Source organism: Photobacterium panuliri (assembly GCF_059920555.1).
Genome location: NZ_CP197193.1, coordinates 953839 through 969510, shown reverse-complemented (window position 1 = coordinate 969510; position 15672 = coordinate 953839). Strand labels below are relative to the sequence as shown.

16 protein-coding genes are annotated in these 15672 nt (G+C 45.7%); 11 read left to right on the top strand and 5 right to left on the bottom strand.

The features are described from left to right. Positions 1-131 precede the first annotated feature (131 nt). From nrdD to ACSF8X_RS20670, 4 genes are all read left to right on the top strand, one after another. The gene (nrdD, locus tag ACSF8X_RS20685) at positions 132-2258 is read left to right on the top strand and encodes an anaerobic ribonucleoside-triphosphate reductase (RefSeq protein WP_047878275.1); all 2127 of its coding nucleotides are present in this window, start codon (positions 132-134) and stop codon (positions 2256-2258) included. Positions 2259-2326: 68 nt separating this feature from the next. Beyond that, positions 2327-2794: an anaerobic ribonucleoside-triphosphate reductase-activating protein gene (nrdG, locus tag ACSF8X_RS20680; RefSeq protein WP_500851292.1), complete on the top strand. Its 468-nt coding sequence runs from the start codon at positions 2327-2329 to the stop codon at positions 2792-2794. Positions 2795-3248: 454 nt separating this feature from the next. Continuing rightward, positions 3249-5225, top strand: coding sequence for an EAL domain-containing protein (locus ACSF8X_RS20675; RefSeq protein ID WP_500851291.1), 1977 nt, complete (start codon positions 3249-3251; stop codon positions 5223-5225). A gap of 38 nt (positions 5226-5263) precedes the next feature. After that, positions 5264-5533, top strand: a complete 270-nt coding sequence (locus ACSF8X_RS20670) for a DUF2960 domain-containing protein (protein ID WP_047878272.1) — start codon at positions 5264-5266, stop codon at positions 5531-5533. Positions 5534-5585: 52 nt separating this feature from the next. Here ACSF8X_RS20670 and ACSF8X_RS20665 read toward each other — a convergent pair whose 3' ends face one another. From ACSF8X_RS20665 to ACSF8X_RS20650, 4 genes are all read right to left on the bottom strand, one after another. Continuing rightward, positions 5586-6344: a ceramidase domain-containing protein gene (locus ACSF8X_RS20665; RefSeq protein ID WP_500851290.1), complete on the bottom strand. Its 759-nt coding sequence runs from the start codon at positions 6342-6344 to the stop codon at positions 5586-5588. Between the two features lie 23 nt (positions 6345-6367). Continuing rightward, positions 6368-6799: a globin gene (locus tag ACSF8X_RS20660; protein WP_047878270.1), complete on the bottom strand. Its 432-nt coding sequence runs from the start codon at positions 6797-6799 to the stop codon at positions 6368-6370. Between the two features lie 189 nt (positions 6800-6988). Further along, entirely contained in the window at positions 6989-7885 is an 897-nt protein-coding gene (rarD, locus tag ACSF8X_RS20655) for an EamA family transporter RarD (RefSeq protein ID WP_047878269.1), read from the bottom strand. Positions 7886-8041: 156 nt separating this feature from the next. Then, positions 8042-8638, bottom strand: coding sequence for a class I SAM-dependent methyltransferase (locus ACSF8X_RS20650; RefSeq protein ID WP_047878268.1), 597 nt, complete (start codon positions 8636-8638; stop codon positions 8042-8044). A gap of 157 nt (positions 8639-8795) precedes the next feature. Here ACSF8X_RS20650 and ACSF8X_RS20645 point away from each other — a divergent pair, with 157 nt between their 5' ends. The 4 genes from ACSF8X_RS20645 to ACSF8X_RS20630 all read left to right on the top strand — a co-directional run bounded on the left by ACSF8X_RS20645 (position 8796) and on the right by ACSF8X_RS20630 (position 11242). Beyond that, complete coding sequence (locus ACSF8X_RS20645; RefSeq protein WP_047878267.1) at positions 8796-9149, top strand: DUF2750 domain-containing protein; 354 nt, start codon at positions 8796-8798, stop codon at positions 9147-9149. A 226-nt stretch (positions 9150-9375) separates the two neighbouring features. Continuing rightward, positions 9376-9597, top strand: coding sequence for a hypothetical protein (locus ACSF8X_RS20640; RefSeq protein WP_240478276.1), 222 nt, complete (start codon positions 9376-9378; stop codon positions 9595-9597). 103 nt (positions 9598-9700) lie between these two features. After that, a complete protein-coding gene (locus ACSF8X_RS20635) occupies positions 9701-10291 on the top strand; it encodes a TetR/AcrR family transcriptional regulator (protein WP_500852138.1) in 591 nt (196 codons plus the stop codon). Between the two features lie 78 nt (positions 10292-10369). Beyond that, complete coding sequence (locus ACSF8X_RS20630; protein ID WP_500851289.1) at positions 10370-11242, top strand: alpha/beta hydrolase; 873 nt, start codon at positions 10370-10372, stop codon at positions 11240-11242. 52 nt (positions 11243-11294) lie between these two features. On the opposite strand, the gene ACSF8X_RS20625 is transcribed toward ACSF8X_RS20630, so the two are convergent. Beyond that, complete coding sequence (locus ACSF8X_RS20625) at positions 11295-12053, bottom strand: 1-acylglycerol-3-phosphate O-acyltransferase (protein WP_500851288.1); 759 nt, start codon at positions 12051-12053, stop codon at positions 11295-11297. Positions 12054-12421: 368 nt separating this feature from the next. Here ACSF8X_RS20625 and ACSF8X_RS20620 point away from each other — a divergent pair, with 368 nt between their 5' ends. From ACSF8X_RS20620 to ACSF8X_RS20610, 3 genes are all read left to right on the top strand, one after another. Next, positions 12422-14083 (top strand): amidohydrolase, encoded by a 1662-nt coding sequence (locus ACSF8X_RS20620; RefSeq protein WP_500851287.1) that lies wholly within the window; start codon positions 12422-12424, stop codon positions 14081-14083. Between the two features lie 385 nt (positions 14084-14468). Then, positions 14469-14987 carry an NlpC/P60 family protein gene (locus tag ACSF8X_RS20615; protein ID WP_500851286.1) on the top strand — a complete coding sequence of 173 codons (519 nt, stop codon included), beginning with the start codon at positions 14469-14471 and terminating at the stop codon, positions 14985-14987. Positions 14988-15110: 123 nt separating this feature from the next. Beyond that, entirely contained in the window at positions 15111-15623 is a 513-nt protein-coding gene (locus ACSF8X_RS20610; protein ID WP_240478275.1) for an aminoacyl-tRNA deacylase, read from the top strand. Positions 15624-15672 lie beyond the last annotated feature (49 nt).

The window sequence follows — 15672 nt, the reverse complement described above, 5'->3', positions numbered from 1 at the left end:
ATTTAAAATCTGATCTAGATCAAAGTTTTCTTTTGCGATTTCTCGCCTAATACCCCACATATTGTTTCTGCCTGTTTACTGAACCCTATATATAGTGGTTTAGTGACAGTGTCATTTTGTAGGAGTCGTGTGTGAAACCTGTTGTGATTAAGCGTGATGGATGCCGTTTTCCATTTGATACCAAGCGTATTAAAGAGGCGGTATTGAGCGCGGCCGTATCTGTAGAAGTGATGGAAGAAAGCTATGCTGAGTCAGTGGCCGAGCAGGTACTGTCGCAGTTTGCTGACCACGACGAAGTGGAGATTCACGCGATTCAAGATGCAGTAGAAAATCATCTAATGACAGGTCCACACAAGGCGGTTGCTCGGGCGTATATTGAATACCGACATGATCGTGATATTCAGCGTGAAAAGGCAAGTGCCTTGAGCGCGGAAATCACCGGTCTGGTAGAGCAGAGCAATGCCGACCTACTCAATGAAAACGCTAACAAGGATAGTAAGGTAATTCCAACCCAGCGTGACTTGCTGGCGGGTATTGTGTCTAAGCATTACGCGAAGCATCATATGTTGCCTCGTGATATTGTACAGGCGCACGAAAGCGGTGAAATCCACTACCATGATTTGGATTACTCGCCATTCTTCCCAATGTTCAACTGTATGATCGTTGACTTGGAAAATATGCTGACTAACGGTTTCCGTATGGGTAATGCGGAAATTGATACACCGAAGTCGATTCAGACCGCGACGGCGGTAACTGCGCAAATCGTGGCGCAGGTTGCCAGCCATACATACGGTGGTACAACGCTGAACCGTTTGGATGAGGTGTTGGCTCCGTATGTAACAGCCAGCCACCGTAAGCATTTGGCGACAGCCAAAGAGTGGGAAGTGCCAAACCCAGAGGCGTATGCGCAGAAACTGACAGAGAAAGAAGTGTATGACGCATTCCAGTCATTGGAATATGAGATCAACACGCTGTTCTCTAGCAATGGTCAAACGCCATTCTTGAGCGTGAATTTCGGTTTGGGTACCAGCTGGGAGTCGAAGCTAATTCAGAAATCGATTTTCCAAAACCGTATCGAAGGTTTGGGTAAAAACAAGAAAACGGCTGTTTTCCCTAAGTTGTTGTTCTCAATCCGAGATGGCGTAAACCACAAGCCATCGGATCCGAACTACGATATGAAGCAGCTTGCGCTTGAGTGTGCGTCTAAGCGTATGTACCCAGATATCCTTAACTACGACAAAGTGGTTGAAGTTACAGGGTCTTTCAAGGCACCTATGGGGTGCCGCAGCTTCTTGGGCCGTTGGACTGATGAAAATGGCAAGGAAGTACATGAAGGCCGCAACAACCTGGGTGTGGTGAGTTTGAACCTGCCGCGCATTGCGATTGAAGCAAAAGGTGATGAAGCGACGTTCTTCGAGATCCTTGATGCCCGTATGAAACTGGTTCGCCGTGCATTGGAAACACGTATTGACCGCTTGCGTGGCGTGAAAGCTCGTGTAGCACCGATCCTGTATACAGAAGGTGCATTGGGTGTACGTCTGAACCCAGAAGATGAAGTGCTGGATATCTTCAAAAATGGCCGAGCTTCAATTTCTATGGGTTACATCGGTATCCATGAAACTATCAATGCCTTGTATGGTGCTAACGGTGAGCATATTTATGACAGCGAAGAACTGCGCCAGAAAGGTATTGCCATTGTTAAACGCCTGAAAGATGCTGTAGAGGAATGGAAATCAGAAACCGGTTGGGGCTATAGCCTGTACAGCACGCCGTCTGAAAACCTATGCACACGTTTCTGTGCATTGGATACCAAGGCATTCGGTGTGCTGGATCATGTGACTGACAAGGGTTACTACACCAACAGCTACCACCTTGATGTGGAGAAGAAGGTGAACCCGTACGATAAGATTGATTTCGAAATGCCATACCCTGAATTGGCAAGTGGCGGTTTCATCTGTTACGGCGAGTTCCCGAACATGCAGCGCAACGTAGAAGCGCTAGAGAACGTCTGGGATTACAGCTATAGCCGCGTTCCTTACTACGGCACCAATACACCGATTGATGAATGCTACGACTGTGGTTTTACCGGTGAATTTGACTGTACCAGCAAAGGTTTCACCTGTCCTAAATGCGGCAACCATGACTCGAAGAAAGTCTCAGTGACACGTCGCGTATGTGGCTACCTAGGCAGCCCAGATGCGCGTCCGTTTAACTTCGGTAAGCAAGAAGAAGTTAAACGTCGTGTGAAACACATGTGATCACACCACGGGTTAGACGACTGCAAAGTGCCGATTTTGTTCGGCACTTTTTGTTTTGGAGTAAAGGCATGCATTATCACAAATACCACCAAGTAGATGTAGTGAACGGTCCCGGTACGCGTTGTACCCTGTTTGTATCAGGCTGCGAACATAATTGCCGTGGCTGCTATAACAAATCGACCCTCAATCCTACCTCTGGGCATCCTTTTACCCAGGAACTGGAAGACCAGATTATTGCGGATCTGAACGATACCCGGATTAAGCGTCGTGGGCTGTCGCTGTCAGGTGGTGACCCGTTACATCCCGCCAACGTAGAGGCGATACTCAAGTTGGTAAAGCGAGTGCGCGAAGAGTGCGAGGGCAAAGACATTTGGATGTGGACAGGGTACGAGCTGACTAATTTAACGGACGCCCAAAAAGCAGTGGTGGCGTACGTTGATACCTTGATTGACGGTAAGTTCGAGCAAGATCTGTATGATCCGGAGCTACTGTGGCGAGGGAGCTCAAACCAGATTATCCATACCTTTAAGCTGTGAGTTGCAGTCGCAACTGTTCGGCATTTCCTTTTTGGCTTGCTTGAATGACGAGTGAGCCTTATTTCCTTTCTCTTCTTTATCTCCTCTTTTCTTCTGTTGTATTCACTTACTTCTATCTCATACCCAGAGGGTGAGTGGTCTGCTTATGCTAATAGCTCCATATTTTGGTGATAGGTTAATGTGTTATCACTGGAATAAGTAACTCGAAGATGAAATTTTCAGAGAAACAGTCAAATTAATGACGCATGTTGTAATGATTAATTTTTCTCCTTGCTTTTTATGATATTCAAGTGATGATAAACACGGGTTAATTGATTGTGCGACTGAGTAATATTATTACTAATATGTGGGTATTTAGTGAGCCATCATCAAGTAATGGAATTAGGATTTGAGTTCACTTTTTTCTAGGCTATCTTCGAATCAGTATCTTGTGGCAATGAGTAATGTATTCATTATGGCGTTGCCAGTCGCGCTTATTGCTGCATTTTTCAACCTTATTGCATTTCTTGCTGAAAAGTTGGGTTATACCTCAACGGGTTTGACAATTGGTTATGTCGGTCAGATGACAGGGCATATGTTTCCAATTCTGCTTAATATCTATCTTGCTACTTATTATTCAACGCTTCAGAGGTTACCTAAAGCCGCAGCGATATCTTGTTCTTTGGTCGCATTTCTCATTGTTTCCCAGCAGTGGGGATTGTTGTCACCGGTCATCCCTTTGCCTGATAATTTCGCGTTATCGCTGTTTTCGGCCTATGCGACTTGCTTTATTATTGCGCGGTTGAATAAATTTCCTTTGTTCAAGGTCCGCGGGGAACATAGTGTTGCCGATCACTCCGTCAATATTATCACCATCAGTATCGTCACGCTCGCTACCTTGTTGGTTGTCTGCCAAATTGTTGCTACATGTTTTAGTTATTACATTCAGCCGTATATTTTGTTGCCAAGACTTGACCCTACATCCTTTACTGATGGTTTGATTTATGAGTTTCTCCGCGGGTTGTTGTGGAGCGTTGGGGTAAATGGCCACAATGTGCTTCATATGTACAAAACCGAGTTATTTGAGATCAGCACGGCCAACATGGCTGACTGGAAGAATTTTGGGACGGATCTCAATATTATCAGTACAAATTTTTATGATTTCTTTACTGGTATGGGGGGCAGTGGCAACACGATTAGTTTGGTGTTTTGTATGCTCTTTTTTGCCAAGAGTAAAGGGTATAGGCTTTTAGCTAAAACCGTGTTGATTTTGAGTATTTTCAATATCAATGAACCTATTCTGTTCGGGGTGCCTATTATTTTTAACCCTGTCATGATGATCCCTTTTTTGCTGACGCCCCTGCTGAGCTTTGTGCTGGCATACGGTGCAACGAGTATGGGGTATATTGCCCCTTTAAGCGAGGTGCATAGCTGGTTGATGCCGCCGATAGTGAATGGTTATTTTGCATCGGGCGAATCATGGTCGGTTGCAGTATTCCAATTTATTTTGATTGTGTTGGGGATGGTTATTTATTATCCGTTTTTTAAGATCATGGATCGGCATTCTGTCGGGTTAGACTTATCCTCAGTGATCAATAATCGTTTCTTTTCTAGCGATAGCATAGAAGGCAGCTCCAAGCTAACGAGCTTTATTCCGTCGATGCAGCTTAATATAAGCGCACAAAAAGAAGTTGAAGGTTTATACCGAAGTGGGTCTTTTATTCTTTATTATCAGCCACAGGTTGATATTCACACGGGTCAGGTGGTCGCGGTTGAAGCACTGATTCGTCATATTAGTGATGATGGTAAGTTGCGGTCTCCTTCTTTTTTGTATGCGTTTGGTCAGTTGGGGCTGATGCCCGAGCTTGATTCATGGGTGGTAGAGCGTGCCGTATCAGACATTGCGAAGCTGCCTGATTCTCAGCATATTAATTTGTCTATTAATATTTCGGCTGACACCATGCTCAAGAAGGGTTTTGTTAAGTCGTTGAAAGCCGCAGTTAAAAGCAGCGGGTTGAACTACCATCAAGTGGAAATCGAGGTCACGGAAGAGCTGTTGATTCGTGATGAGAAGAGAATTGCCGAGATCATCAATGAGATTAAGGAATTGGGAATATTAGTGGCATTGGATGATTTCGGTACAGGCTATTCGTCGTTGGCGTATTTATCCCGTTTTGATTTTGACAAGATTAAAATTGACAGGAGCTTGGTGACAAACTTGAACACGGAGCGAGGGAAAGGTCTGTTTGAGGTTGTGGTGCAGCTTGGCAATATCACTAATGCAGACATAGTGGTCGAGGGGATAGAAACGGAAGATGAATTGATTTTTATCCGGGAACGCGGGATCCAGGTGGTTCAGGGCTTTTATTATCATAAGCCAATGCCGCTTGCCGAGTTGCTGCAGAACGGAATTGTCTTCGATAATGGCGATAGGCTTCCCTCTCAAGCATAAACAGGGTACATTCTCCGGTTTTCAATGATGGAGGCGTTATGTCCCGCACTATTATCTATACCTACAAGCAAGAAGAGAAAACCATAACGTTTTCCTATTCACAGTATCGTACGATTCATGAGGCCGTTGCTGCGGCTGAGGGTATTGACCTGACTGCTTTCCTTAAGATGGAACAGCAAGTTGAAGCGGTTTCTAGTGGTAGCAAAGCGGTTCGTGATTACCGTGATAATCATTTCAAGAAATTAGGCTTCGGTAAAATCACCCTTGCCAAGAAAGAAAATCGTGGTGTCGGTAAGAAATACGACTGATCGCGGTATTAACAAAGCCCTGCATTGCAGGGCTTTGTTGTTTTTATAGTGCTTATTGCAATTTAGGCCGCCAGTTTAAATAAATACAGTACCCACCCAACGCTGCAAATAGGTGCTTGAGGCTATGCCCGCTGAAGCCGAGAAGGTCATAAAGTATCTCGTCGCTGGATTCGGTCCATTTTGCGAGGAGATATAATATTAGTGCGAGGGCATACAGTCTGCTGTGGCCATACCGATCCGAATAGCACCATAATATCAATGGGAGATGAACGATAGGGATAACCTGAACCAGCACATAAGCCGCCATATTGCCTTTCTCTGGACCCAGATCGGTGATGTACCAGTATCCTACTGATATAACGCCATAGGCAAGTAAGGGGAGCAGTAGCTTTTTGCCTATGGTTGGTGAGATATATTCAGCAAGTACCACGCAGTAGAGGCTGATAAAACTGATCGTGATGGGAATGCGATCCAGCATCAGGGTGAAGGGCCCCGGTACTAAATGGTAGAGACTTGAACCGACAAAGGTGCCGATAAGCCCCCAGTAAAAGAGTGTGTAACCCTTATAGCGTTCAGGCGTATTGGAGGCATTGCGTCGGCTTGCGGTCATGATACCGAGCCACCCGACCCACAAGAAGGGGAGGTTGGTGATGACATTCCAGAAATTTGGGATGGAAAGATAGGCGCGCTGATCTGCATAGGCATAGAAATTGCCGCTCTGATGAATCGGCGAAAAAATCAATGCCAGTACTGCTAGAGAAATGGCGCTGGTTATTAAGAGCCATTGTTGCCAATGAGCATGTGGATTCACCCTCTCCCCCCCGGTGTATAGATCTAGTGCTGTTGGGTTATTTTACCCGTGTGAGCCAGTTGGGTTTCTTGTTTCATTATTTCCATGCCGGTTTTGAAACACGTTCGCCAGGCTTTGTCGATGTCGCTGTTGTAATGGGTATCACATTCCTTGACTGCTTTAAGTAGGCTGTCAATCCAAATATCAAAGTCTTCAGGTTGCGCTCCAATACCGTCTGGACCATGACGGCGTGCATATCGGCGGATATTGTCCTTCGCCTCTTCGGAAGTAGATGCCAGCATAATCATCAGTATTGATAGTTTGAGCATTTTTATCTGGCGTGTCATGTCTACATTTTCGAACATCTTCTGGAACCGCTCTTCTTGTTGCCAGAAGTTGCGGTAAAAGATCTGGAAAAATTGGGGGTGGCGCTGACAGCGCTGATAGCTGTCATTGAATATCTGATGAAAATCCATTTTCATTCTCCATTAGCAACTTATAAAAATAAGTATGGAATTTTATGGAATAGATGCAATTTCCTGTGCGAAGAGAGTGATAGTGCGCACAACACCAGTTCGGCTATATCAAGAGACGAAAAAGAGATAAGGAGTAAAGCGGAAGAAGGCAGTGCGACCTGCTGATTGAGGAGCAGGTCGCATTAGGAACTAAACGCTGAGCCGAGGGCGCTTGAAGCTATGGCTGATCGCCTCGAGGCTGCATAGTAAAAGCCCCAGCCAAATGAAACTGAAGCTGATTGCTTTAGTTTGATCGAAGACTTCGCCAAATAAGAATACGGCCAACAAAAATTGTATTGAAGGTTCGATATACTGCATCAGGCCCACCATAGTTAGGCTGGTACGTTGGATTGCCAAAGCGAAGAAAATAAGCGGAGCCAGAGTGACAGGGGCGGATCCGATGTAAAGCAGTAATGTTTGCCAGTCGCTGTTGAGTGCGGTACTGGTACCGGACAGACCGCCATAGGCCATAAATAGCAGCGCAAAAGGAGACAGTATTGCCGCTTCTAGGGTAACGGATGTCAATGCATCATAGCGGATATGTTTTTTGGCGAGTCCGTAGAGTGCAAAGAAGCTTCCCATGATTAAGGCAAGCCAAGGTAGCGTGCCGTAGTGCCAAACTTGGTAGGCAATACCGGCGATAGCCAAAATAACCGCAATTTTCTGAGCTTGGCTAAGACGTTCTTTTAGGAAAAAGACCCCCAGAGCAATAGCGAAGATAGGGTTGATGAAAAAACCAAGGCTGGCGGCCAGTACTTGTCCGTGGGTCATCGCCCAGGTAAAGGCATACCATGATACGCACATGAGTAAGCCAGCCACAGCTGACATGCTCAAAGAGCGCTTGTCTTGCCAAATAACTGACAGAGCAGGCAATGGCCGGCGGAGTATCATCATGGCCAATAGCATGAAGGGGACAGAAAACAAAATCCGTAACGCCAGCAAATCGTTGACGTTCGCCTGTGGCAGGAACTGGTAATACAAAGGCAAAATGCCCCATAGCACGAATGAAAACGCAGCTAGGGCATTGCCAGCACGGTGACTTTGCATCGACAACTAAGACCAAGTTAAATGTAAATGATATAAAAGGGATGCCTGCGAGAGAAATGTGCAGGTTGGTGTTATTTTGACACGGATTTCATGCAGAGCAAAAGAGATTTGTACGGCAAAACAAAGATTGGTAGGGGAATGGAATCAGCCTTGATATTACTTCTTGATAGCAATGATGGTGTGCACAAGCCAGAGCCGTTTTTTGCCTGTTAAATTGGCTGAGAATTCCTGTTTTTTCTTCCACGAGATAATGTAGTACTGGCTGAATAACTGCTCCAGTTGTTGTTGGCTGTGAGTGAGGATCGGGAGTTTTTCTCCGGGTTCGAGAGTTTCGCTACCAAGGAAATGTCCGCAAAAAATACTGTCTTTGTAAAGGCTTTTATAAACATTCTGCCACAAAACAGCGAAGTCTGTTGGGGTTGTGAAAAATAGACAAGCGCTGGCGTTGATCAGATGTGCTCTTGGGAAAACAAAATCAGCAAAAGCGCTGACAGATAGTACAAGGCGTGAGTTTGCGCCGGAAAGCGGATGTTCACAAAGGCTCTCAAGGCGAGTGACATCATTGTCAAAGGCATAGACATGGTAGCCTTTTTCAAGCAGGTATAAGGTGTCTCGCCCGGAGCCACAGGCACAATCGACAGCAACTTTTCCCTCACCGGAGCCTCCGAGGAACTCATGGGCTTCAATGAGGTGGGAACGAGGGGCAAGTAGGGTATGGTTGTTAAGGTGTGACAGCCAGTCAACTGTTGCCATAGCAAAGGCCTCTCTGTGGGTGTGTTGCTTTTTCAAGTATATACAAGATGCGGAGAACCCCAAGCAGAGTGGATAAATTGATACAGTCTGTTTGAAAATGTTGATATCATGATAGACCTATTGAATGCGTCATTCTGACGATGTAAGAGAGATATTCATGACTAAGTTAACTGCTGACATTAATGCAAACTGTGAATTGTTTGTAACCGAAACCAAAGAGACTCTGACTGTATGGGGCCTTTGCAACGAGGAAGGTGATTGGCTTTCTGTTGACTCTAGTGAATTTGAAAACTCAGAAGTGATGCCATTCTGGTCAGCTCAAGAAGATGCTAGCGAGCATTGTGCTGATGAGTGGGCAGAGTTTAGTGCGGTTGAGATCCCTCTTGATGTATTTGTTGAAGATTGGATGATCACGCTTTCTGAGGACGGTGTACTGGTTGGCCTGAACTGGAACAACCAACTTGAAGGCGTAGAAAAAGAGCCTGCTGATGTGGCAAAAATGTACCTGTAATTAGCCACAGCGTACCCTGTAGAAAAAGCTGCCATATTGGCAGCTTTTTTTGTACAGGTATTCTGGCTTTACGAGAGTTCGTGAGCATCGTGGCGGCTTGCTATAATGATCATTATCAGAAACGGCAACCTGAATAAGTCGATGGCCAGTACAGGTATGCCGAGGTATTGATATGCAGGGCTGCAATGTGAGGTAAGCTATGGTGTTATCGGAATGTCGCCAACTGATGGCAAACAATACAATAGTCGAAGCGCGTTTAGTCCATGACTTTCTAAGTGCGGGCTGGGCTATTAATTTTATAGATGCAGAAGGTAATGAGTACCCATTAACAGATACCTATGGTGTGCCATGTAGTTATGACTCGCTTAAGCAAGCAGAAGAGATGGTTGAGCAAGTCGGCCGTTGCCCGCATCGAGTTGATAGCCTGTTCCGTTTTTCTGAGCGTTAGCGGCTTAGCAGCATAGTTGATTCATCAATTGATAAATTGCTACTGGATGAAAAAGTACGATCGTGCTAAAAATAGAGCCAAGATCATTACCTCGGTTGACGTCATGGGCAAAAGAGAACTTACCCGCGAGCATATTTTAAAGACTGCTTTTGATATAGCGAGTGTAGACGGATTTGATAGCCTGACAATAGGCCAGTTGGCCAAAGCATCTGGGATGTCGAAAAGTGGTTTATTTTCCCACTTTAATGCCAAAGAAAACCTCCAATTAGCGGTGCTGGAATATGCGGGGGAGCAGTTTGTGGCTAGAGTGATTCAACCCGCACGGCAAGCCTCCCCTGAGAGTATTGAGCAGAAAATCCGCCTACTGTGTCAGTATTGGTTGGCTTGGAATAACTCATTTCAAGGTAGCTGTATGTTTCTTGATGCTTGGAAGGACAAACAAGAGACGCATGATGTGATTCAGCAAGGGTTGATCGGCTTGACTCGACGCTGGTTGGATTATTTACAACGGCAGATTGAAAAAGCGATAGTGCGAGGTGAGTTTTCGCCAGATTTGGATAGCTGGCAATGTGTCTATCGTTTGTACGGGGTCTACTTGAGCAGTCATTTATTCCGCTCCCTGGACTTAGAGTGTGGAGAACATCGGCGCTTTTGGCTGGGGATTGACGAGTTATTGGCAAGTTGGCGCAACTAATTGTATGCGTCGTTAAAGAATGTTTAATACAACAAAAAAAGCACGCTCGTTCTATTTTGTTGGCAAAAAGGTAAAGTAATGAGCAGCAAGATTTATTTTAAACAGGGGCAGGGCCAGAAATACCAACGAAAGGTCATTAATTGGGTGACAAGGCTGCATCACCGCCTTGCGCCATCACATGCCCGCAAAGTGGCTCGTAATCTGTTTTTGACGCCTGATCGTTTTGATCGTGGTGTGGTTGAACCAGAGGGATTGGTTAAAGCAAGTATTGAGACCACCGAAGGAAAATTAATGACCTATCGCTTGGGGCGAGGGCCGGTTTGGCTGTTGTGTCATGGTTGGTCAGGGGCATCTAGCCAGTTTTTTACCCTGATGGCCCATATTGCAAAGCTCGGTTATACCGCATTGGCTTTCGACAACATAGCTCATGGTGAAAGCGCCGGCAGTCATGCCCATTTGCCCGGTTTTATTGCGGCGCTAAATTGTGTGTTGGATCAGGAGCCTGATATCACTGGTGTGGTTGCCCATAGTATGGGATCTGCAATGGTCTTGGAAAGTCGTCACCCTCAACTTGCCGGTAAGCCCATTCTGTTGGTGGCACCTGTGCTGAACTACACCGAGAATTTGCTTATTTCGGTTGAGAAGTCTGGTTATTCAATGCGCCTGTTTGATGAGGTCGTCAGCGAAGTTGCTGATGAGTATGGTTACCCGCTAGCGGATATTGATCCGCAGCAGCAGTTGAAAAGGCATCGTGCTCCTGTCGTTATTGTGCATGATCGTGGTGATCGCTTTGCTTCATTTTCCTTGTCAGAAGAGGCGGCCGCGTTGCCTCATGTTACCTTGGTGGCAACGGAGGGATTGGGGCATGGGAGGATCATGCAAAGTGAGCCATTGATGCAGGCATTTGACGGGTTAGCCGAGCAGATAACCCCTTTGCCATTGGTGGGTTAACAACAATAAAGGCTTGCATCTGCAAGCCTTTATTGTATTCATGGCGAGTAAATTACGCAACGTCCGCTTGGGGAGAGGACAGTTGTTGTTCGCGTTCTGCAACTTCCCTATCGAGTTCTGCAATTTTAGCCGCCATGAGTTCATGGCATTTATCGGCAAGTTCGCGCGCCTCGTTGATTTTATAGCCAGATACATCAATAGGATCCATCATTTCAGCGATAACGATTCCATTGTTGCGGCGTGAGAGGTCGATTTTTTGGTGGATAGAACTAACGCAGACGGGAACAATAGGCACGCCTGCCTCAATGGCCATTCGAAATGCCCCAGTCTTGAACGGAAGCAAACCCCTGCCTTTGCTGCGAGTGCCTTCGGGGTACATCCATACTGACAGATCGCGCTTGTGGATAGCTTCTACGACTTGCTGAATCGTGTTGCGTGCTTTGGACTTGTTTTCTCGGTCAATTAAAATGTTGCCGGTTATCCAGTAGAGTTGGCCAAAGAACGGTATCCATAACAGACTCTTTTTGCCAATCGAGACGGTGCGGGGCATCAGCATGCCCGGTGAGGTGACGAAATCAAAAATATTTTGGTGGTTTGATATATAGACGGCTTTGGGAACGCCTGTGACTCGCTCTTTTCCGCGGTGGATAAGCTCAAGGCCGACAAGTTTATGGAGTTGGTTGAACCAGCGGCAAAATACATAAACATGACTGGGGTTTCGGGGTTTGAATAGGCAGCAATATAGGGATGCAAAGAGTGTTGTGAAGATGATGAAGATTGCTGCCATAACGACACGAATAATGGAAAGCACGCTAACTCCTTTGCTTGCTAAGTCAAAACTATGACCATTATGGGATTAATTAAGTTGTATGACCAGTTGAAATATGCCGCTTTGTTGCGTTTTGTTAACAGTGCGCACGGAATACTATAAAAAATGCGGCATTTGTTCAGTATGCGCTTTGTCTATTATAAAATACTCAAAAGTAAGGGCTAAATAGCGCTTCCTTTCCTGCGGGGAGGTTTTATTAGGTGAGTTTTCTTGGTTATTTCTGCATTGTTTTGGCAAGAAAGAGGTATCAAGTCGATAAGCTTCGCTTTGTTGAGTAAGCACTGCATTTTCGCTGCAACGAGTTGCTTGAGGTTGCTTGGGTATAGTTATGGACTATTCGACGAGAAGATATGAATAAACGATTAATGATGTGGGTACTATTGGTGATGTTAACCACATCTGCCCCTTTGGCGGCCTCAGCTCAAGCGCTCGATATACTGATATCGGGAGGCTCGGTTTATAAGCATCCTGCAGGAACTGTGGTAGGGATAAAACAAGGGAAAATTGCCTATTTGGGGTCAATGGCCAATGCCCAGCCATTGATTGGAGATGATACGCAACATATCCGGGCGCATGGCCGAGCACTCTATCCGGGGTTTATCGAGTTGCACGGACACCTGCTTGATAATGTGGTGTTTTCTCGCTTTGCCTGTTTGTTAGAACCTGAAAAAGGAGAGCTTGGTCGAGAAGTCTGCCGTGAAGTCGTCGATAAACTCGAGGAGGGGCAGTGGCTTATTGGGCATGGTGCCGGCTTGTTGTTTAAGGATCTCTCGCCGTATTCGCCGCGGCAGTGGCTTGATCGGTATTTTCCGGATGTTCCAGTCGTGATTGCAGAGCCGCATTCATCGTTGGTCTGGGCGAACACGAAAGCTTTTGAGTTGATGATGATTAATAACTACAGCATCGACCCTGTCGGCGGAAAGATACTGCGAGATCACAACAACGAGCCAACTGGGGTTATGCTTGGAGCGATGGCTGAGTTGACAATGGAGCAGGCGTGGCGGTCGCACAGGGTTCACCTGTGTGGTCTAAGTGAAGAATATGTAATGTCGGTAGTGCCGCTGGAAAGCAATGGGGTAACAACTCTTGGTGATGCGGGGAATTTCTGGCTTTATGGGGGAATTAACTTTTGGAAGCATCTCGATGATGAGGGCGTACTGAAAATAAGGGTATCGGTTCGGCCACGTCTATCGCCATATAAAGCTATTAACGAGCAGTTAGAAGGATTGAGGTTGATTTTCCGTAATGAACTCACATCCAGACTTATCATCAATCAGGTAAGTGTTCAAGTTGATGGAAATTATGGTCTTAAAACGGCGAGGGTGTCTGGGCGTTATCAGCCTCCTTATCTGAACGGCGAGGCGAGTGGGCTGTTTTATTTCTCCCCTACCGAGCTTAATGCCTGGTTGCTGCGTTTGAGTGAAATTGGCTATGGTGCATTTTTCCATGCAGAAGGGGATGAGGCAATAAAAGCGGTTTTATATTCGCTGGAGAATGTCAGGAATATGAATAACGACAGCCGGTATACCCTTAGCAATATGAAGTTTATTCATCCTGATTCCGAACGTATGCTGTCACGTTTGGATGTTGCGACGACTTTTTACGAAGCGGAGCACCATGAAATTCCGGTGATTAGGGATAATTTGATCGAACAGGGGCTAAGACCGGTATCATTGCGACGTTTGCATGCGGCAGGAGTGAGTGTTTCACTCAGTAGTGAAAGCTATGGTAATGAACAGGTTATGCCGTTGCGCCGGATCAGTGAAGCAATGCTTGATAACCAGCTTGGTATTGCTTCAGTAAATAAAGCGATAGACAGTTATACCATTGAACCGGCCAAGGCATTAGGGATTGATGCTATTACAGGCAGTATCGTGTTGGGTAAGTCAGCAGATTTGATTTTGCTAGAGCAAGATTTGAGTAAGCTGGCAGTTGAAGATATTGCATCGGTAAAGGTGTTGATGACTATGTTGCAAGGTGAAATTACTTATCGTGATGAGAATCGAGGCTAGGCGTTCAGTTTAGGTTTGGGCTGAATTAACCACTTCTATTTGGGGCTTTCAAAAAATGCGTGAAGTGGTTCGCACATGTTATTATTGGTAATAAAAACAACTGGATATAATAACGTAATAAGGCGATAAATAGACCCGATAGATAAACTCGTTTGTTTGCCCTTTTTTGTGAATACGAGTTTCTATCTCTTCTGTTGTGTGGAGTTTCATGGCTGACCGGTGCGATGGTCAGCCATTTTTTTTGAATGATTTTCCATCAGTGAATGTCAAAATTCTTCTCAGTACTGGCTGTGATTTTGAATGGTTGCTACTATCCCTTTTAGGAATAAAAGTACCACAAAAATGTCTGAGCATTGAGGCCGGCAGGTGAGTACTGGAGCAGGTATTGACAGTGATAAGAAGATTTTCCCCCATTATAGTCACCGTGTTGCTAGCCGGTTGTTCATCGACGCCCGATAACTCATCTCAGAATGCCACGGATCTCTCTTCACAAGCTGTCACTGCGAAACGCTATGATTTTATTCCCTTGAGCGTACCTTTGGAGGGACGTGCAAATTTAGATAATTTCTATCGTTATTGGCGTGGAGCTCCTTATCGTTTGGGGGGAACGACCAGGGCAGGGATCGATTGCTCTGCATTTGTTCAAAAAGGAGTACTTGAACTTTTCAAGCATGATTTGCCGCGAACGACTGAGGCTCAGTCCAAACAAGGGCAATGGGTCGCGATTGATAAGCTAAAGCATGGTGATTTGGTCTTTTTCAAAACAGGGCGATCGTTGCGTCATGTGGGTATTTATCTGGGGGATGCACAATTTCTTCATGCCTCTACTTCTCAGGGAGTCATTATTTCAAGCTTGAAAAATCCTTACTGGCGGAGTGTTTATTGGCAGGCACGCCGGCTTTAATATATTCAAATTTTGTCGTGGTTTTGAGTATTCGCGAGATCGCCCATCTTTGTTCATACTAGGTATACCCATTTAGTCGGCGGTATTGTATCTGCCGAGCTAACTAGGAGGTGATCTATGGGTATGGCATTGACAGTTGGGCAGTTTCTCAATAGCCACAATATCGATTTTGATGTGACACACCATCGGCACACGGATACATCGTTTAGCTCAGCGGTATCGGCACATGTACCTACTGCGCAGGTAGCCAAAGCCGTTATGCTTAAGGATCAGAAGGGCGAGTTGTTGATGGCCGTTGTTCCGTCAAATCGACGGGTATTGATTGACAAGGTCAGTCGAATGATGGGACGGCCGTTTTATCTTATTGGTGAGCATGAATTGAGTAAGGTATTCCAAGATTGTGAGCCCGGCGCCGTGCCGCCATTAGGTCAGGCGTATGGGGTGAATATGCTGGTGGATGAGATGCTGTTCGCTCAAGACGATCTCTATATTGAGTCGGGTGACCATGAAAACCTGATCCATATCGATAAGACGCAATTTAACAAGTTGATGAATGATATTGATCACAAGGAAATTAGCGGATTTCGGATGTTGTTTACCCAAGCCCATGATGGACGCCATTGGGAGTGGGAGTGACGAGAATTGACCGGTCGCGACCTTCCGACAAGTGAGTGAGAATACGAAT